The sequence below is a fragment of the Dyella sp. C9 genome (assembly GCF_003332825.1).
In the GTDB taxonomy this organism is placed as follows: domain Bacteria; phylum Pseudomonadota; class Gammaproteobacteria; order Xanthomonadales; family Rhodanobacteraceae; genus Dyella.
On sequence record NZ_QIRF01000014.1, the window covers coordinates 66,769 to 89,016 of the forward strand.

At 66.8% G+C, this 22,248-nt stretch carries 20 protein-coding genes; 10 read left to right on the forward strand and 10 right to left on the reverse strand.

The features are described 5' to 3' along the window. Nucleotides 1–57: 57 nt before the first annotated feature. From DVU99_RS15085 to moeB, 4 genes are all read left to right on the forward strand, one after another. Complete coding sequence (locus DVU99_RS15085) at nucleotides 58–702, forward strand: tetratricopeptide repeat protein (protein ID WP_114241056.1); 645 nt, start codon at nucleotides 58–60, stop codon at nucleotides 700–702. Then, on the forward strand, nucleotides 699–1,925 hold the full coding sequence (gene bamB / locus DVU99_RS15090; RefSeq protein WP_198670348.1) for an outer membrane protein assembly factor BamB: 1,227 nt from the start codon (nucleotides 699–701) through the stop codon (nucleotides 1,923–1,925). The genes DVU99_RS15085 and bamB overlap by 4 nt, the downstream gene beginning before the upstream one ends. Nucleotides 1,926–1,948: 23 nt before the next feature. Next, nucleotides 1,949–3,349 (forward strand): ribosome biogenesis GTPase Der, encoded by a 1,401-nt coding sequence (gene der, locus DVU99_RS15095; RefSeq protein WP_114241058.1) that lies wholly within the window; start codon nucleotides 1,949–1,951, stop codon nucleotides 3,347–3,349. A gap of 212 nt (nucleotides 3,350–3,561) precedes the next feature. Then, nucleotides 3,562–4,728 (forward strand): molybdopterin-synthase adenylyltransferase MoeB, encoded by a 1,167-nt coding sequence (gene moeB / locus DVU99_RS15100; RefSeq protein ID WP_114241059.1) that lies wholly within the window; start codon nucleotides 3,562–3,564, stop codon nucleotides 4,726–4,728. 6 nt (nucleotides 4,729–4,734) lie between these two features. On the opposite strand, the gene DVU99_RS15105 is transcribed toward moeB, so the two are convergent. Then, entirely contained in the window at nucleotides 4,735–5,853 is a 1,119-nt protein-coding gene (locus DVU99_RS15105) for a GNAT family N-acetyltransferase (protein ID WP_114241060.1), read from the reverse strand. Nucleotides 5,854–5,918: 65 nt separating this feature from the next. Between DVU99_RS15105 and folD the strand changes: the two genes are divergently transcribed. The 3 genes from folD to guaA all read left to right on the forward strand — a co-directional run bounded on the left by folD (nucleotide 5,919) and on the right by guaA (nucleotide 10,177). Beyond that, entirely contained in the window at nucleotides 5,919–6,785 is an 867-nt protein-coding gene (folD, locus tag DVU99_RS15110) for a bifunctional methylenetetrahydrofolate dehydrogenase/methenyltetrahydrofolate cyclohydrolase FolD (RefSeq protein ID WP_114241061.1), read from the forward strand. Between the two features lie 101 nt (nucleotides 6,786–6,886). Then, nucleotides 6,887–8,344 carry an IMP dehydrogenase gene (gene guaB, locus DVU99_RS15115; protein WP_114241062.1) on the forward strand — a complete coding sequence of 486 codons (1,458 nt, stop codon included), beginning with the start codon at nucleotides 6,887–6,889 and terminating at the stop codon, nucleotides 8,342–8,344. 252 nt (nucleotides 8,345–8,596) lie between these two features. Further along, nucleotides 8,597–10,177, forward strand: a complete 1,581-nt coding sequence (gene guaA / locus DVU99_RS15120; protein ID WP_114241063.1) for a glutamine-hydrolyzing GMP synthase — start codon at nucleotides 8,597–8,599, stop codon at nucleotides 10,175–10,177. Nucleotides 10,178–10,260: 83 nt separating this feature from the next. Here the strand turns inward: guaA and DVU99_RS15125 are convergent, their stop codons facing one another. Beyond that, entirely contained in the window at nucleotides 10,261–11,508 is a 1,248-nt protein-coding gene (locus tag DVU99_RS15125; RefSeq protein WP_114241064.1) for a S9 family peptidase, read from the reverse strand. Between the two features lie 227 nt (nucleotides 11,509–11,735). Here DVU99_RS15125 and DVU99_RS15130 point away from each other — a divergent pair, with 227 nt between their 5' ends. Next, complete coding sequence (locus DVU99_RS15130) at nucleotides 11,736–12,353, forward strand: TetR/AcrR family transcriptional regulator (RefSeq protein ID WP_114241065.1); 618 nt, start codon at nucleotides 11,736–11,738, stop codon at nucleotides 12,351–12,353. A gap of 63 nt (nucleotides 12,354–12,416) precedes the next feature. Here the strand turns inward: DVU99_RS15130 and DVU99_RS15135 are convergent, their stop codons facing one another. Next, nucleotides 12,417–13,118 (reverse strand): SDR family NAD(P)-dependent oxidoreductase, encoded by a 702-nt coding sequence (locus DVU99_RS15135; RefSeq protein WP_114241066.1) that lies wholly within the window; start codon nucleotides 13,116–13,118, stop codon nucleotides 12,417–12,419. A 142-nt stretch (nucleotides 13,119–13,260) separates the two neighbouring features. Here DVU99_RS15135 and tadA point away from each other — a divergent pair, with 142 nt between their 5' ends. Beyond that, nucleotides 13,261–13,746 carry a tRNA adenosine(34) deaminase TadA gene (gene tadA / locus DVU99_RS15140; protein WP_114241096.1) on the forward strand — a complete coding sequence of 162 codons (486 nt, stop codon included), beginning with the start codon at nucleotides 13,261–13,263 and terminating at the stop codon, nucleotides 13,744–13,746. 5 nt (nucleotides 13,747–13,751) lie between these two features. Here tadA and DVU99_RS15145 read toward each other — a convergent pair whose 3' ends face one another. From DVU99_RS15145 to DVU99_RS15165, 5 genes are all read right to left on the reverse strand, one after another. Beyond that, on the reverse strand, nucleotides 13,752–14,672 hold the full coding sequence (locus tag DVU99_RS15145; protein ID WP_114241067.1) for a CHAD domain-containing protein: 921 nt from the start codon (nucleotides 14,670–14,672) through the stop codon (nucleotides 13,752–13,754). 78 nt (nucleotides 14,673–14,750) lie between these two features. Further along, a complete protein-coding gene (locus DVU99_RS15150) occupies nucleotides 14,751–15,581 on the reverse strand; it encodes an NAD-dependent protein deacetylase (protein ID WP_114241068.1) in 831 nt (276 codons plus the stop codon). Between the two features lie 16 nt (nucleotides 15,582–15,597). Then, entirely contained in the window at nucleotides 15,598–16,314 is a 717-nt protein-coding gene (locus DVU99_RS15155; protein ID WP_114241069.1) for an HAD family hydrolase, read from the reverse strand. 102 nt (nucleotides 16,315–16,416) lie between these two features. After that, the gene (locus tag DVU99_RS15160) at nucleotides 16,417–16,869 is read right to left on the reverse strand and encodes a group III truncated hemoglobin (RefSeq protein WP_198670349.1); all 453 of its coding nucleotides are present in this window, start codon (nucleotides 16,867–16,869) and stop codon (nucleotides 16,417–16,419) included. A 242-nt stretch (nucleotides 16,870–17,111) separates the two neighbouring features. Continuing rightward, complete coding sequence (locus DVU99_RS15165; protein WP_114241070.1) at nucleotides 17,112–18,878, reverse strand: amidohydrolase; 1,767 nt, start codon at nucleotides 18,876–18,878, stop codon at nucleotides 17,112–17,114. Between the two features lie 284 nt (nucleotides 18,879–19,162). Between DVU99_RS15165 and DVU99_RS15170 the strand changes: the two genes are divergently transcribed. Continuing rightward, on the forward strand, nucleotides 19,163–20,407 hold the full coding sequence (locus DVU99_RS15170) for an OprO/OprP family phosphate-selective porin (protein WP_114241071.1): 1,245 nt from the start codon (nucleotides 19,163–19,165) through the stop codon (nucleotides 20,405–20,407). Between the two features lie 10 nt (nucleotides 20,408–20,417). Here the strand turns inward: DVU99_RS15170 and DVU99_RS15175 are convergent, their stop codons facing one another. After that, nucleotides 20,418–20,933: a DUF1801 domain-containing protein gene (locus DVU99_RS15175; RefSeq protein WP_114241072.1), complete on the reverse strand. Its 516-nt coding sequence runs from the start codon at nucleotides 20,931–20,933 to the stop codon at nucleotides 20,418–20,420. A 6-nt stretch (nucleotides 20,934–20,939) separates the two neighbouring features. Continuing rightward, on the reverse strand, nucleotides 20,940–22,232 hold the full coding sequence (locus tag DVU99_RS15180) for an acetyl-CoA C-acyltransferase (RefSeq protein WP_114241073.1): 1,293 nt from the start codon (nucleotides 22,230–22,232) through the stop codon (nucleotides 20,940–20,942). Between the last annotated feature and the right edge of the window lie 16 nt (nucleotides 22,233–22,248).

Consider the following 22,248-nt stretch of genomic DNA (forward strand, 5'->3'; position numbering starts at 1 on the left):
GCATGACGGGCACCGCAATCGGGTGTCTTTGGCGTGTGGTTCCCCAAGGGTGATTGCATGGCATTTGAAGCGTACGACGATTACGAACAGAGCGAACGCGTACAGCAGTGGCTGCGGCAGAACGGCCTGTCCATCGTCGTCGGTATCGCGATCGGCCTGGTCGGCATCTTCGGCTGGCAGCAGTGGAACAAGCACAAGGCTGGTCATCAGGGCGATGCCGCCAACCTGTACCAGCAGGTGCAGGCCGCGGCGGCGGCAGGCAAGAACGACAATGCCGACTCGCTGACCGAGCAGTTGCAGAAGGACTACGCCGATACGCCCTACGCGTTGTTCGCCGTGAGCGATCGCGCGCAGCGCCAGGTGCAGGCCAAGCAGCTCGACAAGGCGCTGGATTCGCTCAACTGGGCTGAGGGCCATGCTACCGATGCCAGCCTCAAGTCGCTGACGCAGCTGCGTATCGCGCGCGTGCAGCTGGGCGAAGGCAAGGCGGCCGATGCGCTGGCCACCCTGGATCGCATGCCGCCCAAGAGCTATGAAGGCGTGGCGCAGGAACTACGCGGCGACGTGCTGGTCAAGCTTGGACGCCCGGACGACGCCCGCAAGGCTTATGTGGCCGCCAAGGCGGCGCTGGGTGAGAACGCGCCTCACAGCGTGCAGATGAAAATCGATGATCTGGCCGTGGCCGGAAAGCAGGGTGCATGAAACCTGAAGTGATGAAGCGCGGCGCAATGAAGCGCGTCTGGCTGGTGGCGTTGACCTCGCTGGTGGTCCTGGCGGGCTGCCATTCGTTCAAGAAGGAAAACGTCCAGCCGCCGACGCCGCTGGCCAAGGATTTCAAGCCCACCGTCCAGGTCGCCAAGGTCTGGAGCACGAGCGTGGGCCATGGTGCCGCCGAAAGCGGCGTGCGCCTGCGTCCGGCCTTCGCCGATGGCGTGCTCTACGCCTGCAGCACCGACGGCAAGCTGGCGGCGATCGACGCTGCCAGCGGCAAGACCCTGTGGACCAAGAGCTCGCGCACCGAGGGCTGGTTCGGCTGGGGTGACAAGAAGCGCGCCGATGCCCTGTACGCCGGTGGCCCGATGGTCTCGGGTGATCTGCTGGTGGTGGGTACGCTGGACGGCCACATCTACGGCGTCAACGCGAAGGACGGCAGTCCGCGTTGGGAGTCCGTGGTCAATTCCGAGGTGATTTCCTCGCCGGTCATTGCCGGCAACCTGGTGATCGCCCGTACCCAGGACGGCCGCCTGTACGGCTTCGACAGCAGCACCGGCGAGCGTCGCTGGGTGTATGACCAGGACACCGTGCCGCTGCTCAGCCTGCGCGGCAACGGCCCGCTGCTGGTGGCCAACGGCGTGGTGTTCTACGGCAGTGACGCCGGCAAACTGGTGGCGCTGCGCCTGGACAACGGCGAAAAGCTGTGGGAACAGACCCTGGCCAGCGGCGAAGGCCGCACCGAGATCGATCGCCTGGCTGACGCCGATGGCGCCATCCTGCTCGACGGCAGCACCCTCTACAGCGCTGCCTACCACGGCAACATGGTGGCGGTGGATGGCCCCAGCGGCCGCCCGCTGTGGGGTCGTCCGTTCTCCACCTTCACCTCGCTCGACGTCAGCAGCAACGCCATCTATGGCGTGAATGACGAATCGCAGGTGTGGGCGTTCGACAAGAGCGCCGGCTCGGACATGTGGAAGAACGACCAGCTCAAGTACCGCTGGCTGAGCGCGCCGGCCGTGCTGGGTGACTACGTCGTCGTGGGCGACCTGGAGGGCTACGTGCATTTCCTGCAGACCGGCGACGGTGCGCTGGCGGCTCGCGAGCGCCTGTCGAAGAAGGCCATTCGCGCCCAGCCGTTGGTGGTGGGTGACATGGTGTACGTCGAGGACGTGAAGGGCCGCATCGGCGCTTACCGTCTCGGCGCGCACTGATCGCACTCAAGGTTGTCTGACTCATGCTGCCCGTCGTTGCCCTGGTCGGTCGTCCCAATGTCGGTAAATCGACCCTCTTCAACGCACTGACGCGCAGCCGTGACGCCTTGGTGGCCGACATGCCGGGCGTCACGCGAGATCGTCACTATGGCGTGTGCCGCACCGGCGCACGCCCCTTCGTGGTGGTGGATACCGGTGGCCTGTCCGGCGACGAGGAAGGCCTCGATGGCCTGACCGCCCAGCAGGTGCGCCTCGCCATCGAGGAAGCCAGCGTGCTGGTGTTCGTGGTGGACGCGCGCGATGGCCTGCTGCCGCAGGACCGCACCATCCTCGACGAGCTGCGCCGCAGCGGCAAGCCGATTATTGCCGCGGTCAACAAGACCGACGGGCTCGACCTGCAGAACGCGATGGCGGAATTCGCCTCGTTCGGCATCGCCAACACGCTGCCACTGGCGGCCGCGCACAACCGCGGCACCGAGGATCTGGTCGCTGCGGCGCTCAAGCTGCTGCCGGAAGACGCGCACGAGGAAGTCGAGCCGGGCGACGAGGACAGCATCCGTGTCGCCATCGTCGGCCGCCCCAATGCGGGCAAGTCCACCCTGATCAATCGCCTGCTGGGCGAGGATCGCCTGATCGTTTCCAATGTGGCCGGCACCACGCGCGACCCGATCAAGGTGTCGCTGGAACGTGATGGCCGCAAGTACACCCTGATCGACACCGCCGGCGTGCGCCGCAAGGCCCGCGTGGAAGAGGCGGTGGAGAAGTTCAGCGTCATCAAGACGCTGCAGTCCATGGCTGCCGCCCAGGTGGTGGTGGTGATGGTCGATGCCCGCGAAAACCTCGCGGATCAGGATCTCACCCTGATCGGCCACGCGGTCGACGAGGGCAGGGCGCTGGTCATTGCCGTCAACAAGTGGGACGGCATGGATCCGTATCAGCGTGAACAGTGCCAGCGTGCGCTCGAGCGCCGCCTGCAGTTTGTCGAGTGGGCCAAGACCGTGTTCATCTCGGCGCTGCATGGCTCGGGCCTGCGCGAACTGATGAAGGCGGTGGTGCGCGCGCATCATGCGGCGACCAGGGAACTGGGTTCCTCCGAGCTCACCAAGACGCTCGAGCGCGCCTACGAGGGCTACCAGCCGCCGCTGGTGCGTGGCCATGCGCCGAAGCTGCGCTTCGCGCATCCGGGCGGCACCAATCCGCCTACCATCGTCATCCACGGTAGCCGCACCAAGCACATCGCGCCGGCCTACCGTCGCTACCTGGAAAACTTCTTCCGCAAGCGCTATCGCCTGGAAGGCACGCCGATCCGCATCGAGTTCCGCGATGGCGAGAACCCGTTCGCCGGCAAGAAGAACGTGCTGACCGACAGCCAGAAGCGCAAGCGCCAGCGCATGATCCGCGAGATGAAGAAGCGCAAGCGCTGAGGTGCCTCGCGGCTCCTGTGGGAGCGCACCCTGCGCGCGCTCTCGGGGGTGTGGAAGGCGCTCAATCCGTCATGACAACGCGTGAACGCGACAACCGGGTTGCGCGGGCGCTCATGCCGTACGGTTGCGCACAGGGTGCGCGCCTGCAGCTGCAGGTGGCGTGCCGGTTGGATGGATTTGGCGCCGTCGGCGCTCCGCCGTAAGCTAGTTCGATGACAAGCCTCCATCGCGAAACCTGGCTGGATTCACTGCGCACCAGCATTGCCGAGATTACGCCGGCCGAGGCGCTGGCCCGGCAGGCCGCCGGCGCCCTCTTGATCGATGTACGCGAAGACGGCGAGCGCGCCAGCGGCACGCCGCCGGGCGCGCTTGGTCTATCGCGCGGTTTCCTGGAGCTGCGCATCGAACAGATCGAGGCGGATCGCGAGCGCGACATCGTCACCCTGTGCGGCAGTGGCCAGCGCTCGTTGCTGGCCGCCGAGGCGCTGCAGCGGCTGGGTTACCGTCGGGTGTCGTCGGTGGCCGGTGGCTACAACCGCTGGAAGGCCGAGGGCTTGCCGGTGGCGCTGGGGGCGCTGGATGCCGATGCGGCCGAGCGTTACTCCCGCCAGCTGCGCCTGCCCCAAGTGGGTGAGGCGGGGCAGGCGCGACTGGGCCAGGCGCGCATCGCCCTGCTTGGCGCTGGTGGCCTGGGGGCGCCGGCCGCGCTGTATCTGGCGGCGGCCGGCGTCGGTCAATTGACCCTGATCGACGATGACGTGGTGGACCGCTCCAACCTGCATCGCCAGGTGATCCACGCCGATGCACGCGTGGGCATGTCCAAGGCCGAGTCGGCGCGCATCGCACTGGCTGCGCTCAACCCGCGCGTGCAGGTGGAGGTGCGCAACGAGCGTCTGCAGGCGGACAACGTGGAGCGCCTGCTGGGCGGGCACGACCTGGTGATCGATGGTGCGGACAATTTCCCGGCGCGCTACCTGGTGGCGGCGGCCTCGCAGCGCCTGCGCCTGCCCATGATCTATGGCGCGGTGGAGCGTTTCACGGGGCAGGTAAGCGTGTTCGACCCGCGACGCGCGGACTCCCCCTGCTACCGCTGCCTGTTTCCCGAGCCGCCCTCGGCGGCCGAGGCGCCCAATTGTAGCGAAGCCGGCGTGCTTGGCGTGCTGCCCGGTATCGTGGGCCTGCTGCAGGCCACCGAGGCGCTGAAGCTGGTGCTGGATATCGGCGAGCCGCTGGTGGGTCGACTGCTTGGCTTCGACGCACTGGCCATGCGTTTTCGCGAAACGCGCCTTCCGCGCGATCCGGCCTGTCCGGGCTGTGGCGCGCAGGCCGAGTTCCGCGGCTACGAGGACATCCAGCAGCTTTGCGCAGCCGCCGGCTGAGCGGCTTCAATCGAGGTCGCCAGTCACCAGCGCATAGATGGCCGCATCTTGTGCTTCGCCGCGAAGGCTGAGGCGGTTGCGCGCGATGCTTTCGAGGCGGGCCCCGGCCTTCTCCGCTACACGCCGGCTGGGCAGGTTGTCTGCCGCGGCGACGATTTCCAGCCGCTGCAGCTCCGGCACCTGCAGCGCATGGCGGGCCAGCAGGCGCACGGCGGCTGCGGCTGCACCCTGGCCTTGGCGGGACTGGCGCACCCAGTAGCCGAGGTTGGCCATGCGGTAGTCCGACTGCCAATGGTTGAGGCCGATGCTACCGACCAGTTGGTCGGCGTTGTCCACGATGGCCAGCGCGCACTCGTCGCCCACGCCACGCCAGGCGAGACGCGTGCGGGCGATCCACTGGCGGGCATCGTCCAGTGCGTAGGACGGTGAGCACCAGCCCTGCCAACGGCCGATGGTGTCCATCGACTCGTGCAGGGCCGCATGCAGTGCCTCGGCCTCGTCGGGGCGGTAGGCGCGCAGTCGCCAGGTGCCGTCGTGCAGATCCGGGGCGGGGATCGGGCCGCCGGGATCGGGTGGCAGCAGGGAATAGACGGCGGCCGGCTTGGCCTGGTCGCGATCCACGATGCGGTCGGGTGAGATGCCGTCGAAATAGGCGCCCGCCCGTTCGGCAGTGCGCCGGCTGGGCTGGTTGTCCACGGCCACCACGATTTCGATGCGCACCAGTCCCAGGGTGGCAAATGCAAATTCGGCCACCGCCCTGGTGGCGGCCAGGGCGATGCCTTTGCGCTGCTCGCTCTGGCGCACCCAGTAGCCGAGGTTCGCGCTGCGGCGATCGCCGTCCAGCCGGTTGAGGCAGATGTCGCCGACGAGTCGTCCAGCCGCATCGAAGACGCCGAAGGCGTACATCGCGCCCTGTGCCCAGCCTTCCCGGCAGAGGGCGATGCGGTTGGCGGCGTCCTCGCGGCGGTAGCCGGCCTGCAGCCGGGGCAGCCAGCGGCCCGCGGTATCCAGCGATTCGCCCACCGCCTCGCACAGCGCGTCCACGTCGTCGGCCTGCCAGGGCCGCAGTCGCAGGGCGGGCGTCACCAGTTCGAGCGGCTCGGTCGGGCGGGCGAGGGCGTTCATGCGATCCTGTTTGTATGCATGAGGGTGAGCCGGGATAATACGTCTCTTTGCAGGCAGCCCCGACCATGACCGCACGCATCCTCGACGGCAAGCGCATTGCACAGGAACTGATGGATCGGATCGGGCGCCGCGTCGCCGAGCGCAAGGCCAAGGGCCTGGATGCGCCGGGCCTGGCGGTGGTGCTGGTGGGCGACGATGCCGCCTCCTCGGTGTATGTGCGCAACAAGCGCAAGGCCTGCCACCAGGTCGGTTTCCGTTCCTTCGATTTCGACCTGCCAAGCAGCACCACGCAGGACGAACTGTTCGCGCTGATCGATCGCCTCAATGCGGATCCGGCCGTGCACGGCATCCTGGTGCAGTCGCCGCTGCCCGATCACATCGACGAGGATGCCCTGGTCGATCGCATCGATCCGGCCAAGGACGTGGACGGCTTCCAGGCGGTGAATGTGGGCCGCCTCGCGCTGCGTCGCTTTGGCCTGCGTCCATGCACGCCGCGTGGCGTGATGACCCTGCTCGGGCATACCGATCGCCCGGTGCGCGGCCAGCATGCGGTGGTGGTGGGTGTGTCCAACCACGTAGGCCGTCCGCTGGCGCTGGAGCTGCTGATTGCCGGCTGCACCACCACCTGCTGCCACAAGTTCACCCGCGACCTGGAGCACTTCGTGCGCCAGGCTGACATCGTCATCGTGGCGGTGGGCAAGCCGGGTCTGGTCAAGGGCGAGTGGATCAAGCCAGGCGCGGTGGTGGTCGACGTGGGCATCAATCGCCTCGAAGACGGCCGCCTGGTGGGCGACGTGGATTTCGCCGCCGCCGCCGAACGCGCCAGCTGGATCACGCCCGTGCCGGGCGGCGTGGGCCCGATGACAGTGGCCACGCTGCTGGAAAACACGCTGGAGGCGGCCGAGGAGCGCGCCTTGTTGCAGCACGGCTGAGCGTGCCGTCGTTGCGCCCGTGGCAACAGATCGTTCATGCACCGTGTGGCGGGCGAGGGCCATCCGGCGTATAATTTCATCTTTGCAGCGGGACTTTTCGCATGCGCATCCTCGCCGAGGCTCTCACCTACGACGACGTTTACCTCGTTCCGGCCCATTCGGCCGTCCTGCCACGTGACGTAGACACCTCCACGCGGCTCACCCGAAACCTGCGCCTGAACATCCCCATCGTGTCCGCCGCCATGGACACGGTGACCGAAGCCCGCCTCGCCATCACCATGGCCCAGCAGGGCGGCATCGGCATCATCCACAAGAACATGACCGCCGAACAGCAGGCCGCCGAAGTGCGCCTGGTGAAGAAGTTCGAGGCCGGCGTGATCCGCAGCCCCATTACGGTCGGCCCGCAGACCTCGATCGGCGAGGTGCTTCGCCTGACCCGTGCGCACAACATCTCCGGCGTGCCGGTGGTGGAAGGCGAGAAGCTGGTCGGCATCGTCACCAGCCGCGACCTGCGCTTCGAGCGCAAGCACGAAGACCCCGTCCGCAACATCATGACGCGCCAGGAGAAGCTGGTGACCGTGCGCGAAGGCGCCAGTCATGACGACGTGCTGCAGCTGCTGCACAAGCACCGCATCGAGAAGGTGCTGGTGGTCAACGACGACTACCAGCTGCGTGGCCTGATCACCGTCAAGGACATCCAGAAAGCCCGCGACAACCCGAACGCCGCCAAGGACCGCCTCGAGCGCCTGCTCGTCGGTGCCGCCGTCGGCGTGGGTGGCGACACCGAGCAGCGCGTGGAAGCGCTGGTCGAGGCCGGCGTGGACGTGCTGGTGGTGGATACCGCCCACGGCCATTCGCAGGGCGTGATCGAGCGCGCTGCGTGGGTGAAGAAGCGCTATCCGCAGGTGCAGGTGATTGCCGGCAACATCGTTACCGGTGAGGCGGCGCGCGCGCTGCTCGATGCCGGCGTCGATGCGGTGAAGGTGGGCGTGGGCCCGGGCTCCATCTGCACCACGCGCGTCGTCGCCGGCGTGGGCGTGCCGCAGATCACCGCGATCGACCTGGTCGCCACCGCGCTGAAGGACGAGATTCCGCTGATCGCCGATGGCGGCATTCGCTATTCGGGCGATATCCCCAAGGCGCTGGCCGCTGGTGCGTCCACCGTGATGCTCGGCTCGATGTTCGCCGGCACGGAAGAGTCGCCGGGTGATGTCGAGCTGTTCCAGGGTCGTTCGTACAAGAGCTACCGTGGCATGGGTTCGCTGGGTGCGATGGCGCTCGGTTCCAAGGACCGTTACTTCCAGGACGAAGCCGACGCCGACAAGCTGGTGCCCGAAGGCATCGAAGGTCGCGTGCCGTACCGCGGTCCGCTGCGCAACATCATCCATCAGCTGATCGGCGGCCTGCGCGCCTCGATGGGCTATCTGGGTGCGGCCACGGTCGAGGACGTGCGCCAGAAGGCGCAGTTCGTGAAGGTGACCAGCGCCGGCGTGACCGAAGCACATCCGCACGATATCCAGATCACCAAGGAAGCGCCGAACTATCGGCTGAATTCCTGAGACCGGGAGCAAGCATGCTGCGAGCGCTGACCCACACGTCTCGCAGCATCATGTCCATGTTGAGTCGTCATTCCAGCGAGGAGCTCTTCAACAGCCGAAGGGCTGGTCAAGCTGGAATCCAGCGCCTACTGCGCTGCGGGAAAAGTCGCTGGATCCCGGCCTTCGCCGGGATGACGGTCATGAATGCATTCGCAGGTCGGGGCGTTACGGCGTTCCGACCTTTCTCATTTTCGAACTCTGACACTCGCCGCCATGACCGATATCCATAGCGACAAAATCCTCATCCTCGACTTCGGTGCGCAGTACACCCAGCTGATCGCCCGCCGCGTTCGCGAGATCGGCGTGTATTGCGAGATCTGGGCCTGGGATCATGATCCGGCGGAAATCGCCGCGTTTGGCGCCAAGGGCATCATCCTGTCCGGCGGCCCCGAGTCGACCACGCTGCCGGGTGCGCCCAAGGCGCCGCAGGAAGTGTTCGACGCCGGCCTGCCGATCCTCGGCATCTGCTACGGCATGCAGACCCTGGCCGCGCAGCTCGGTGGCGCAACGGAAGCCGCCGACGCGCGTGAGTTCGGCCACGCGGAAGTGGACATCGTGTCGACCAGTCGCCTGTTTGCTGGCCTGAGCGACCACGACAGCCATCATCGCCTGGACGTGTGGATGAGTCATGGCGACCACGTCGCCAAGGCGCCGCCGGGCTTCGTCATCACCGGCACCACCGACCGCATCCCGGTCGCGGTGATGGAGAACGAGGACAAGCGCTGGTACGGCGTGCAGTTCCACCCGGAGGTGACCCACACCAAGCAGGGCACCCACCTGCTCAAGCGTTTCGTCACGGAAATCTGCGGCTGCCAGACGCTGTGGACCGCCGCGCACATCATCGAGGACCAGATCGCCCGCGTGCGCGAACAGGTCGGTGACGACCACGTGCTGCTGGGCCTGTCCGGTGGCGTGGATTCCTCGGTGGTGGCAGCGCTGCTGCATCGTGCCATCGGCAAGCAGCTGACCTGCGTGTTCGTCGACACCGGCCTGTTGCGCTGGCAGGAAGGCGACCAGGTGATGGCCACCATGGCCGAGCACATGGGCGTGAAGGTCATCCGCGTCAACGCCGCCGAGCGCTACTTCACCGCGCTGGAAGGCGTGGCGGACCCGGAGGCCAAGCGCAAGATCATCGGCCGCCTGTTCGTCGAGATCTTCGACGAGGAATCGGCCAAGGTCACCAACGCCGGCCACGGGCAGGTGAAGTGGCTGGCGCAGGGCACCATCTACCCGGACGTGATCGAGTCGGCCGGCAGCAAGACCGGCAAGGCGCACGTGATCAAGAGCCACCACAACGTGGGCGGCCTGCCGGAGCACATGAAGCTCAAGCTGGTGGAGCCGCTGCGCGAGCTGTTCAAGGACGAGGTGCGCCGCATCGGCGTGGAACTCGGCCTGCCGCGCGAGATGGTCTACCGCCACCCGTTCCCGGGTCCGGGCCTGGGCGTGCGCATCCTGGGCGAGGTGAAGCCGGAATACGCCGAGCTGCTGGCCCGCGCCGACGCCATCTTCATCGAAGAGCTGCGCGCCTGGGACCTGTACGACAAGACCAGCCAGGCCTTCGCGGTGTTCCTGCCGGTGAAGTCGGTGGGCGTGGTAGGCGACGCCCGTGCCTACGAGTGGGTGATCGCGCTGCGTGCGGTGGAAACCATCGACTTCATGACGGCGCATTGGGCGCACCTGCCGTACGACTTCCTTGGCAAGGTTTCCAATCGTATTATCAATGAGTTGCGCGGTGTTTCTCGTGTCGTTTATGACATCAGTGGCAAGCCGCCGGCCACCATCGAGTGGGAGTGACGGCGGCGTAGCCGCCCTTTCCGTGGTGACACTCCGCCGGAGTGTCACCCACGCCTCGCCGGCATCAAGGCCGGGGAGGCTGCTCACATCCCCAGCGTTTCATCCAGCCAGTCGAACATGCGGGCGTTGGCCAGGCGGGCAGCGCCCACTTCGCAATGGAAGCCCGCACCCTCGGCTTCGGTGAAGATCATCAGTGCCTTCTTGCAGGTGAGATGATCGTAGAGTTGCTGGGGCTGGCCCTTGAAGAACAGGTCGTCTCCCGCGTCGCAGACGAGCACCGGGCAACGGATCTGTTCGGCGATCCCGCCGGCCAGCGTGTAGTCCAGCGTCTTGCGCATGTACTCACTGGGCGTGGCGGCACCGAAGCACCACATGCCGTGGGTCATTGCCCAGCGCATCACCGGCGATGTCTTCATGGCCGCTTCCATCGCCTGGTCGATGGCCGGCACCGGCCCCGTCTTCTGTCCGGCAACCAAGGCCTCCCGCGCGGCTTCGGGCAAGCGGCCGACGTGGGGTGCGCCGTAGTCGTAGAGGCCGTCGTTGGCGATGACCGCGGCAAGGCGATGTTCGAAGGCCGCTGCACGCGGCGCGAGATAGCCGCCAAGGCTTTCGCCACGCAAGGCGATGCGGGACGGGTCGACGCCCGGCAGCGTCAGTGCGAAATCAACCACCGGGGTGACGACGTTCTCCCAGTCGGGCCGGAACACCAGTCCCTCCCTGTGCAAGGGGCCGAACTGGCCGGGGCCGTCGAAGCACAGCGCATGGTATCCGCGTTCCACGGCTGCCCGCGCGCCGCTCCAGTGCATTTCCTCGGCGGAGCCGTCGAAGCCGGTATGCATGATCAGCAGCGGCCGCACACCCTCGCCGGCGGTGTGGAAGTAGCCGGGCAAGCGGGTGCCTTCATAGGGAATCTCCACCGGCCTGATCTCGGGATCATGCAGCGCTGCCGCGGCCCGGTAGCAGGCCGCCGAGCATTCGTAGGCATGGCGGACGCGCGGGTCCTGCGGCGTGGCATGCAGGAAGAACTCCGACGCGCGGTAGTAGTTGCTGGCCCGAAGATAGTTATCGCGCGCACTGATGCGGTGGTTGCGGGCGATCTGCCCATCGGCCTCCGCGGCAATGCGCTCGGCCATGGCGTTCCAGGCGTCGTACCAGCCGTCGTAGTCGCCCGCGGCGATGCGGGTGCTGACGGCCAAGACCTCGCCGAACGAGGCGCCGCCATACTCATCGGCGCCGAACATGCGAACGGTCTCGAACCAGAACTGTTCGTCGCCGGGGAAGAGGAGGGTGGAGGGTTTGGAGGACGAGGCTGGAATGGCGGGGTGAATCATGGCGATGACCTCGGGGAAGCGGGGAGTGAGGGGCGTCCATGTCGTGGCGCGTGAGCGGTGCCGTCAGGACAGCAGGTGATCGCCGGACCGTGGCCGGGCCGCGGCAGTCGTCTCGCTTGCGGGCCTGCCCGAGGGATCCTGGGCATGAGTCGCGTGCTCACTAAGGCAACTTTAGTAACTTTTGCATACTTTTTGACCAAAGGCAACTAAATTTGCTTTAATGGGCCATGGCTGAGCTTTCACAAAAGCGCCCCGGCGGTCGCAGTGCACGGGTCAAGGACGCGGTGTTCGACGCGGTGGAGGCCTTGCTGGCCGAGCGGCAGGGCGAGATCCCGTCCATGCTCGAGGTGGCGGAGCGCGCGGCGGTCAACAAGACCAGCCTGTACCGGCGCTGGGGCGACATCCGAAGCCTGCTGGCCGATGTCGCGGTGGAGCGGCTTGTCCGTGAGGAACCCATCCCGACCGGCGGATCGGTGCGGGACAATCTCATCACCTGGGCATCGTCGATCGCGCGCAGCGTCGGCGACCCGCACTCGCTGTCCCTGATGCGGGTGATGAGCATCACTCCGCAGGTCGCGGCGAAAGAGCAGGACATCATGCAGACGCCGGTGGGGCGGCGCCTGGCCGAGCTCAAGCACATGCTCGAGGCGGGGCGCAGCCGGGGCGAAGTGGTTCCCAGCGCTGCCCTGGTCATCGAGGTCGTGCTGGCGCCGCTTTACATGCGCGCGCTGTTCGTCGGCTCGGTCCAGCATCCGGGTGATGCGGCCCGCCTGGTCGATCGCGCGTTCCTGCTGGCCGGCATGGAAGGCGCGCAGGAGCGCGCGCCCGGGGGCTCGACGGCCTGATCGACCGAAGGCGGCAGACGGGCACGCTTAGCCTCACGCCATCCGCTTCCCGCCACAGCGGGGCTACCAGGGCACGGTTTCGCCGACGTAGTTGAGGAACTGCAGGCCATGATGGCCGGCGTGGGCTGCAACGACGTCCACCACCCGCGGAATGCTCTCCTCGACGGTGAGGGTTGCTTCGGCTCCGCCCATGTCGGTGCGTACCCAGCCCGGCGCGATCAGCAGCAGCGAGCGCGGGTCGCCGGCGTGGCGCGCAGCGAAGCTGCGCATCAGCGTGTTGAGGGCTGCCTTGCTGGCCCGGGAGGCCTCCCAGCCGCCGTCGGTGTTGTTGCCCACGCTGCCGAGGTCCGAGGACATTGCCACGATGCTGCCGTCGACCGCGACCAGTGGCGACAACACCTCGATCACACGCATCGGGCTGAGTGCATTGGTCACCATGGTCTCGACGAAAGCGTCGGTGCTCACTTCGCCGATGGGTTTCTCAGCCTCGATCGCCACGCCGGCGTTGACGAACAGCAGGTCCAGGCTTCGGTCGACCAGCCGTTTTTTCAGCGACTGCAATTGAGCGGGCGAGTTGATGTCGAGTTGTTCGATCTCGAGCCGGCCGCCTGGGTCGGATGCCAGCTGCTGCAGCGGGCCGGGCTTGTTGCCGCGTACCGTGGCGATGACCTGCCAGCCGCGCTTGAGGTATTCGGCGGCCAGGGCCAGGCCCAGTCCGCGAGAGGCGCCGACGATCAGGGCGGTGGGTGCAGGTTTTGATGACATGGACTGGGGTTCCTCCGCGGGGTCTGGTGCTATGACCTGAGGGCGAAATGCCACGTGGCAAGGCTATCGGTGTCTGCCTTGCGCGGTTGAATGGTGGGATGGACGCTAGAATGGCATGCCGCATCACCTGTCCTGCTTCCTGATGACCGACGAACTCCCCCTTTCCACGACGTTCTCCGCCGAAGACGAAGGCTACATGCGTCGTGCATTGCAGCTGGCCGCGCATGCCCGTGATGCCGAGAACGAAGTGCCGGTGGGCGCCCTGCTGGTGCAGGGCGACGAGATCATCGGACTGGGCTGGAACCGCAACATCACGCTCAATGATCCCAGTGCCCATGCCGAGATCATGGCCTTGCGCGCGGCGGGCGAGAAGCTGTCGAACTACCGCATGCCGGGTGCCACGTTGTACGTGACGCTGGAGCCTTGCGCGATGTGCGCGATGGCGCTGGTGCATGCGCGCATCGGTCGCGTGGTCTATGCGGCCACCGACCCCAAGACAGGAGCGGCGGGCAGTGTGTTCGATACCCTAGTGTCAGAGCGGCACAACCACCGCGTGACGGTGGAGGGTGGGCTGCTGGCGGAGGAGTCATCGACCATGCTGCGCGATTTTTTCCGCGCGCGGCGCTGACGGCCTCAGTGGGCGTGCTTGCGCCAGTAAGGGCGTAACTCCTGCACCTTGGCCAGCGACTGCGTGGCCTTGTGCGTGGCGTCGTAGGCGGTTTGCTTGCTCCAGCGCCTGAAGGGCTTGAGTGCGCCCTTGGGTGAGTTGACGTCGACCATCCCGGTTATCAGCTTGCGCCCCATCATGCGGTCGTGGGCCAGCCCCAGGTCGGCCTGCAATTCGGCCAGCCGTTTCAGCCACGCGGACGGACCCTGCTTGGGAAATGCGTGCTGGTACAGCTCGATGGTGTAACGCAGGCGCTTGGTCGCGCTTCGCAACTTGTGCAGCCGCTTCTGGCTGCCATCCAGGCGAGAGGCGCGCTTCTTCAGCGCGGCAAAGCGCTGCTCGATCGCCGCCGCGGCGACATGGTGGACCTTGGCGTCGCCCGGCGGCTCCAGCACCTGTGCCCAATGGCGCCAGGACTGCAGCGGGACGGCAAGGCTGTGCTTCTTCAGTGCTATGACAGCGAGGCGGTGGGCCTCCAGCTGCTGCGCGGCCACCGCCTCGGCCAGCGGTGCCGCTTTGCCGGCGCGCTCGCCTTCGAGAAAGGCCGGCAGGGTTTCCTGGGCCAGAATGTCCAGGTCGCGGCAGGAGCCGGTGGCCTCGCGACAGACGCGCAGATAACGCTGCACGTCATCGAGGTCGTCATCGGATAGCGCGGCGACGTCCTTCAGTGTCGCGGTGACGCGTCGCAGGCCAACGCGCCATGCGTGCAGCAGCTTCGGGTCGTAGGGATGTTCCAGCAGGTGCTTGCGTGCATCCGCAGCCTTGGCCAGGTAGTTGTCCAGCGCCAGTCGAACATGGTCGAACTGGCTGGGCGACTCCTTGCGGATCTTGGAGCGAGCCGGGGAAACCCGCGATGGGGTGACGCGATGCTGCAGCCTGGCATTCATGTAGTGATTCCAGACGACCGGGCTGTCTACTTTGCATCAAATTGTCATATTGCGCGAGCGGCGTACTGGCGCAGTGCTTCAGATGACGAAGGATAGGGCCTGGGCGCAGGATTGTTCGATCTTGAGGGCAAGCAGTGGGTCGGCCCGGGTGCGGCCCATGTTCACCGCGGCAATCGGCTTGCCGTCGCGCGCGGCTGCGGCCGCAAAGCGGTAGCCGGAGAACACCATCAGCGAGGAACCGACCACCAGCATGGCGTCCGCGGCGTTCAGCGATGTGATGGCGGCGTCAACGCGCGAGCGCGGTACGTTTTCGCCGAAGAACACCACGTCGGGTTTGAGGATGCCGCCGCAAGCGGGGCAGGCAGGAACGTCGAAGCTGGAGAAATCGCGCCCTTCGAGATCGGCATCGCCATCGGGTGCGTCGCCTGCATCCAGTTCGGCCCAGGCGGGATTGCCGGTCACCAGGGCATGCTGGAACGCATCGCGAGGCAGCCGTTGCTCGCAGGACATGCAACGTACTTCGTCGAGGCGGCCGTGGAGATCGATCACCCGTTGCTGGCCGGCAGCCTGGTGCAGGCCATCCACGTTCTGCGTGAGCAAGGTGGTGACGCGGCCCTGCTGCTCCAGTCGTGCCAGCGCGTGATGCGTGGCGTTGGGTCGCGCACGGCCGAAGCGTCGCCAGCCGACCAGGCTGCGTGCCCAGTAACGTTGCCGGGTGGCTGTCTCGCCCATGAAGGCCTGGTAGGTCACCGGCTGCGGCCGTTTCCAGTCGCCACGGGTGTCGCGGTAATCGGGGATGCCCGAGTCGGTGCTGCAACCGGCGCCGGTCAGCACGAACAGGCGCGGATGCGCCTCGATGAATTCGCGCAGGCGTGCGCGGTCATGCTCCAGCGTGGCCGGCGGCTGCATGGGCGCAAGCGGGGCCTCAGCTTGCAGCACGGGCCTGCAACTCCGCGAGGGCGCCGGCGATGCCGCCGGGGCCGTCCACTTCGACCACGCGCGAGCTGTGGTCGACGAAGTCGGTGTCGGTTTCGTGCGCCCAGGTCACGTGATAGGGCATGTACACGCCCCAGCCACCCAGCTGCACCACCGGCGCGATGTCCGAGCGCAGCGAGTTGCCGACCATGGCGAAACGTTCCGGCGCCAGCGAGAACTCGTCCAGCACATTGCGATACGCGCGATCGTCTTTTTCCGAGACGATCTCGATGCGGTGGAACAGGTCGGTCAATCCGCTATTGGCGACCTTCTGCTCCTGGTGGAACAGGTCGCCCTTGGTGATCAGCACGACGCGATGATGGGCCGCCACCGCCTCGACCGCGGCGCGAATACCCGGGAGCAGCTCGACCGGGTGGGTCAGCACCTGCTTGCCGATCTCGATGATGCGATGCAGGTCGGCGGCACTGATGCGCGACTCGGTGATGTCGATCGCCGACTCCAGCATCGACAGCGTCATGCCCTTGGCGCCATAGCCGAACAGCTTGATGTTGCGCCGCTCGGTGGCCAGCAGGCGGTCATGGATGTGCACATTGGCCAGGTCGACGTACGCGCCAAGAATGCGCTCGAACTCGCCATGCGCCGACTGGTAATACCCCTCGCTGTGCCACAGCGTGTCATCGCCGTCGAAACCTACCAGCTCAATCACGGTTGCCTTTCCTGTTCCAGAAATCGGGCGCGCACCGGTGCGCGCCCGGGATTTTCCCAGAAATGGGGGCGGCCCGGACGATTGGAAAGGGGCGGTTGGTTCTCAGTCGATGCTGCGACCGGAGGTCGAGGTGAAGCGAAGCGCATCGGGCGTGTGCGCTTCGAGCGAGCCCAGGTGGAGGCCCAGGCTTAGCCCCTGCGCCACGCGTGCCGCAGCGCCAATGAAGACTTCTGCCACGGGCGGTTCGAAAACCTCGCGGGCCGTGTCGCGCCATAGCTCCAGCCAGCGATGGAACAGCGCCTTGGGGAACGGCGGCAGGGCGCGGTGCGTGCCCATCGGGTTGCCCTGGTAGCGGCCCGAGCGCAACACCATGGAAGACCAGAACTCGCACAGGGTGTGCTTGTGTTCCATCCAGTCACTGATGGCGCCGTTGAATACCGGACCGAGCTCCGCGTCGGCGCGCACCTTGTCGTAGAAGCGATCGACCAGGTTGGCGATGGCTTGTTCGCTGGCCTGCGGCGTGGGAATGGCGTGTGGGGAATCGTGGTCGTGCATGGGAGTGGCTACCGGGACGCGGCATTGTCGGGGCGTGGTTGCAGCGCTGCCAGCGGTCCGTTGTCACACCTGGCCGCGTGATGCGCGATGCGATGAACATGTGTGCGACGGAATCATCGTCGGGATGTCGCGGCATCGGAGGCGAATGCGGCTACGCGCGCATTGGCCAGGCCCCGCACCATTCGAAGCACCAGGCGAACCTGGATACGAGGCTGCAAGACCCCCTGGCTCCTTCGCCGGCGCTACGGGCGCCCGCCAAGCGCATGCGGGGATGTTGTTCGGGCATCTTCCGCATGCCGGGTGCGCGGCGCGCGCCATGTACGGCTGCCGTGATGCACCGGGCACCACTCCGGCATGGCGGGCGTGGCCGCCGGGGCGTAGGTGCGAAACGGCCCGTCGGCATGCACCACGTGGCCATCCACCACGGTCAGCTCCGCGACGATCTCGCGGATCGCCTCGTCGGCCACGCTGAAATAGTCGTCGGAGAGCAGCGCAAAATCCGCCAGCTGGCCGACGTCCAGCTGCCCCTTGGTGGCTTCCTCGGCGCTGAACCAGCAGTTGCCGCGCGTGTGCAGGGCGAGCGCGGTGGCGCGATCCACGCACTGCTCGGGTGGCCGTTGCGTGGTGCCTCCCACCGTTTTGCCGGTGGTCAGCCAGTACAAGGTCGTCCATGGATCATGACTGCCAAGCCGACTGGCATCGCTGCCCACGCCCACGGGTACGCCTGCGTCGAGGATCTGGCGCAATGGCGGCGCCTGCGCGGCGGCCTGGGCGCCGTAGCGTTCGGCGAAGTATTCGCCCTGATAGGCGAGCCGGGATTGCAGGGCCAGGCCGCCGCCCAGGCGACCTATGCGCTCGATGTTGCGCAAGGACACGGTCTCCGCGTGATCAAAGAACCAGCGCAATCCCTGCAACGGGAACTCGCGGTCGATACGTTCGAATACATCCAGCGCGCGGCCGATCGTTTCGTCATAGGTGGCGTGCATGCGCCAGGGCCAGCGTGCCTGTGCGAGCAGGCGGATGACCGGCTCCAGGTCGGCCTCCATCGCAGGCGGTGGCTCGGGGCGTGGCTGCCGAAAGTTGCTGAAGTCCACCGCCGAGTGCACCAGTAGTTCGCCGGCGCCGTTGAGCTGGTAGAACGCGTTGCCCTGGCGGGGTTGCAGGGTGGTGACCAACTGCGTGAAATCCTGCAGTTCGCCGTGCGGGGTGCTCGCACCCAGGTGGTAGGCCACGCGCACGGTGAGCTGGCGGTGCAGCTGCAGCTCTTCGATCACCCGGTGGTCCTCCGGATAATGCTGGTGCGCGGCACCGGCATCGATCACGCTGGTGATGCCCAGTCGATTGAGCTCGCGCATGAACTGGCGCATGGCGTTGAGCTGGTACTCGTACGGTGGCGACGGCGCGTGGGCCAGCGCCCCATCCAGCAGCGCCAGGTGCGGCGAGGCGAGCAGCAGGCCGGTGGGTGCGCCCGAGTCGTCCCATTCGATGTGCGTGCCGGGCGGGTCCGGCGTGTCGCGGGTATAGCCGCAGGCACGCAGTGCGGCGCCGTTGAGCAAGGCGCGATCGCCCAGGTGCAGGATCAGCACCGGCGTGGAGGGCGCCACCTGGTTGAGCTCCTCGAGCGTAGGAAGGCGGCGTTCGACGAACTGCAGCTCGCAGAATCCGCCGGTCACGCGCACCCATTGCGAATCGGGCGTGCGCGCCACCTGGTCCGCCAGCATCCGCATGGCCTGGGCCAGGCTTGGCACGCCATCCCAGCGCAGGTCGAGGTTATAGCCCGGGCCGTAGCGGACCAGGTGCATGTGCGAGTCGATCAGGCCCGGTATGACCCGTCGCCTGCCGGCATCGACAAGCTGCGTCGCAGGGCCTGCCAGTGAACGGATCTGGCCGTTGGTGCCCACCGCCGCTACGTGATCGCCCGCCACCGCCAAGGCCTGCACTTCCGGCCGTGCCGCCACCCCGGTGTAAATCTTTGCGTTGTGGATGATCAAGGTGGGATGCGTAGTCATGGTCGTCGCTTTGCCTTCCCGTGCGCAGCGAAGGCAGTGGCCTGGCGTGCAGGTGTAAAGGCTGGGCCGTGGAGCGGGCGTGACCATGGCGGCCTTCGCAGGTGTCGTGCCAGTCAAGCGGCGGACGCAAGTCATTCAGCTTGGCGGCCGCCTAGGATGCCGGTTCAAACGTCCATATGGACGGCCAAACGCCCGTCGTCGGGGTCATGTGCATATGCACAATGATCATTTCTGCGCATGGCCGGGCTTGGACAGCATGTGACCACTCGTTGGGAGGCGAGACCATGACCCCATTGCGTAGAGATTCCACCGCGACGGCGCCGCGGCGCCTGGCAGTCGCGCTTGGCCTTTGGCTGGGCCTCGGCGTTGCCGGCTGTTGTCATGCGGACGACTACGATTTCTACAGCAACTGGCCCACCCATGTGACGGCCTCCGACGGCACCGACTTTGGTCTCGCTGTGCTGTATCAGTACGACGTGAATCAGTTTTCCAATGACGACGGCAAGTTCGAGGACGCCAGCACCAACCGCCGTCGCTACCTGGGCCTTTACCTGCGCAAACCCGGGGTCTACGACGCCATCGCCCAGTACGATTTCCAGGCCAAGCAGTGGGCGGATGCGTTCGTGCGATTCCGCAGCGGTGGCGTAATCGGCAAGGACATCGGCAATTTCCGCTTCGGCTATTCGAAGACGCCGGTGGGTTTCGAGGGCGTCACCAGTTCCTCGGCCACCACGTTCGTCGAGACCGCGCTGCCCACGCAGGCGGTCTGGGAAGGGCGTCGTGCGGGCGTGGACTGGGCGTGGATCCGCAGCCATTTCATCCTGAACATCGGCGACTACTTCTGGCGCAAGGATTTCGACGGCAACAACCCGGGGCGTACCTGGGCCGGCCGCGCCGCGTGGGTACCGTTGAACAAGCCCGGCGAAGTGCTCCACCTGGGTATTTCGGCGTCGCGCGAAAAGCTTGACTGGGCGGACGAAGGCACGGTGCCGCCGTCGGCACGCCTGCGTGCGCGCCCCGAGGATGGCTTGTCGCCGGTGCGGCTGGTGGATTCGGGCACGCTTTCCTACAGCAAGGCGGTGGACCGCCAGGGCTTCGAGGCGTTGTGGATCGAAGGGCCATGGTCGCTGCAGGGCGAATACCTGCAAGCCCAGGTGGAGCGCTACAAGGGCAAGCCCGATTACGATACCCAGGGCTACTACGTGTTCGGCACCTGGACGCTCACCGGCGAGTCCCGCTTCTACAGCGACGGCAACGTGGCCGACCGCCGCTACAACGGCCGCGACCTGCAGGCGATCCGTCCCACCCATGCATGGGGTGCGCTGGAAGTGGCCGTGCGCTACAGCGAGCTGGATCTCAACGACGGCGCCATCACCGGCGGCAAGGAGCACGATTGGACCGTCGGGCTGAACTGGTACCTGGGTGAGCACCTGAAGTTCCAGGCCAACTACGTGTGGGCCTTCAGCGATCGCGGCAACCTGCAGGTGAACCCGCACATTTTCGAGATGCGGGCACAGGTCTACTTCTGACGGGCGCCGCTCAGCGCGACTTGCGGCCGCCGCCCGGTGCAGCTGTCCCGGCGGATGGCCGCCGGTTGCGTGGAGCGGCCATCGCCAGCTTGATCATGGTGCTCAGCGGAGGTGCCGCCTGCAGCTCGGCGGCGCGCGTTTCGATGGCCTGCCGGAGCAGCTCGCGCACGTCGGGTGCATCGAGCTGCGCTGCGTCGGCCAGACGAATGCTGCGCACCTGCTTGCCACTGCCTTGCAGGAGTCCGGCAGGGTCGTGCAGGCGGGTGCCGTCGAGGAAGAACAGGGTCACCCAGCGCGGATAGCCCACCACGGAGACGAACGCATCCGTTCGCTTTTCCGTGGGGCTCATGCCGAACACCAGTGCGTTGTAGTTGTCGAACACCAGTTCGTAGCCCCGGGGAAACCAGGCACGCAGGCGCTCGCGGGCTGCGCGCAACTGCGCGGCAATGGCTGGATCGTAGCGGTCCAGGAACACCGCGATCCGTGCCTCGGCATTCCCGGCTGGCGCAGGGCGGGAGGTCGCCATGGCCGCTCAGCCCGCTTCGAGCAGTGCGACCGTTCCCTGGCCGCCATCGGCGCAGATGCTCACGATGGCGCGCGTACCCGGTGGCCGTGCAGCAAGCTCCTTCACCGTCTGGCTGAGGATGCGCGCACCGGTCGCACCGAACGGATGCCCAATGGCGAGGCTACCGCCATTGGGGTTGAGCCGCTCGCGCGGGAATGCGCCCAGCTCGCGCTCGACGCCGGCCTTGTGCGCAAGGAAGTCCGGGCTCTGCAGGGCGGCGATGTGGGCCAGCACCTGGGCGGCGAAAGCCTCGTGGATCTCCCACAGGCCGATGTCCTGGTAGGTGAGGCCATGCCGCGCGAGCAGGCGGGGGATGGCGTAGGCCGGGGCCATCAGCAGGCCCTCGGTGCGGAAGTCCACGGCGGCGATTTCCCAGTCCACCAGCTTCACGCGCGGCACTTGCGGATGCAGGCGTTCGAGCCCCTTGAGCGTGGCCACCCAAACGCTGGCCGCGCCATCGGTGAGCGGCGAAGAATTACCTGCGGTCAGCGTGCCCAACCCGCTGGTGCGGTCGAAGCTGGGCGGCAGCTTGGCCAGCTTTTCCAGCGAGGTGTCGGCGCGCGGGATGCTGTCCCGGCGGAACTCGCCGACCGGGATCACCAGGTCGTCGAAGAAGCCGTTGTTCCACGCGGCGACCGCGTGGCGATGGCTGTCGTAGGCGATCTGGTCCTGGTCCTCGCGGCGCAGGTGCCAGTCGCGTGCGGTGATCTCGGTGTGCTCGCCCATGCTAAGCCCGGTGGTGCGATTGACGATGCCCGGGATGTACAGGCTCACGTCGCCCCATTTCAGCGACAGCGCGTGCGACAGCTTCTGACCCAGCGAGCGGGCCTTCTGGAACTGCCGTATCCAGTCCGAAAGACGCTGGTTGAGGCCGAGCTGGATGCGGCTGAGGCTGTCCACGCCGCCCACCAGTGCCAGCTGCATGCTGTCGTCGTCGAGCATGCCGGCGGCTTCGATCATCCCGATCATGCTGGTGGAGCAGGCCATGATGGTGGAGAACGCGGGAATGGTGGCCGGAGCGCCGGCATCCATCAGCACTTCGCGCGCGATGTTGCTGAAGGTGAGGTTGGGCACTACCGTGCCCCAGACCGCGAAGTCGGGACGCTGGCCGTTGGGCAGGCTGTCCAGCATGTGCCGCACCACCGGCACCGACAACGAGATGGCGTCATACGATGCCAGTGCCGTGTCGACCTTGGCGAACGGCGTGCGCACGCCGGCGGCGAGCCAGATGGGCTGGCGGTAACGCGAATACGTGGTCATGGTGGGATCCTGGCGT

What these genes read in the sequence shown, in the direction of transcription:
- DVU99_RS15085 (WP_114241056.1), top strand. Translation starts at nt 58, where the DNA reads ATGGCATTTGAAGCGTACGACGATTACGAACAGAGCGAACGCGTACAG.
- bamB (WP_198670348.1), top strand. Translation starts at nt 699, where the DNA reads ATGAAACCTGAAGTGATGAAGCGCGGCGCAATGAAGCGCGTCTGGCTG.
- der (WP_114241058.1), top strand. Translation starts at nt 1,949, where the DNA reads ATGCTGCCCGTCGTTGCCCTGGTCGGTCGTCCCAATGTCGGTAAATCG.
- moeB (WP_114241059.1), top strand. Translation starts at nt 3,562, where the DNA reads ATGACAAGCCTCCATCGCGAAACCTGGCTGGATTCACTGCGCACCAGC.
- DVU99_RS15105 (WP_114241060.1), bottom strand. Translation starts at nt 5,853, where the DNA reads ATGAACGCCCTCGCCCGCCCGACCGAGCCGCTCGAACTGGTGACGCCC.
- folD (WP_114241061.1), top strand. Translation starts at nt 5,919, where the DNA reads ATGACCGCACGCATCCTCGACGGCAAGCGCATTGCACAGGAACTGATG.
- guaB (WP_114241062.1), top strand. Translation starts at nt 6,887, where the DNA reads ATGCGCATCCTCGCCGAGGCTCTCACCTACGACGACGTTTACCTCGTT.
- guaA (WP_114241063.1), top strand. Translation starts at nt 8,597, where the DNA reads ATGACCGATATCCATAGCGACAAAATCCTCATCCTCGACTTCGGTGCG.
- DVU99_RS15125 (WP_114241064.1), bottom strand. Translation starts at nt 11,508, where the DNA reads ATGATTCACCCCGCCATTCCAGCCTCGTCCTCCAAACCCTCCACCCTC.
- DVU99_RS15130 (WP_114241065.1), top strand. Translation starts at nt 11,736, where the DNA reads ATGGCTGAGCTTTCACAAAAGCGCCCCGGCGGTCGCAGTGCACGGGTC.
- DVU99_RS15135 (WP_114241066.1), bottom strand. Translation starts at nt 13,118, where the DNA reads ATGTCATCAAAACCTGCACCCACCGCCCTGATCGTCGGCGCCTCTCGC.
- tadA (WP_114241096.1), top strand. Translation starts at nt 13,261, where the DNA reads ATGACCGACGAACTCCCCCTTTCCACGACGTTCTCCGCCGAAGACGAA.
- DVU99_RS15145 (WP_114241067.1), bottom strand. Translation starts at nt 14,672, where the DNA reads ATGAATGCCAGGCTGCAGCATCGCGTCACCCCATCGCGGGTTTCCCCG.
- DVU99_RS15150 (WP_114241068.1), bottom strand. Translation starts at nt 15,581, where the DNA reads ATGCAGCCGCCGGCCACGCTGGAGCATGACCGCGCACGCCTGCGCGAA.
- DVU99_RS15160 (WP_198670349.1), bottom strand. Translation starts at nt 16,869, where the DNA reads ATGCACGACCACGATTCCCCACACGCCATTCCCACGCCGCAGGCCAGC.
- DVU99_RS15165 (WP_114241070.1), bottom strand. Translation starts at nt 18,878, where the DNA reads ATGACTACGCATCCCACCTTGATCATCCACAACGCAAAGATTTACACC.
- DVU99_RS15170 (WP_114241071.1), top strand. Translation starts at nt 19,163, where the DNA reads ATGACCCCATTGCGTAGAGATTCCACCGCGACGGCGCCGCGGCGCCTG.
- DVU99_RS15175 (WP_114241072.1), bottom strand. Translation starts at nt 20,933, where the DNA reads ATGGCGACCTCCCGCCCTGCGCCAGCCGGGAATGCCGAGGCACGGATC.
- DVU99_RS15180 (WP_114241073.1), bottom strand. Translation starts at nt 22,232, where the DNA reads ATGACCACGTATTCGCGTTACCGCCAGCCCATCTGGCTCGCCGCCGGC.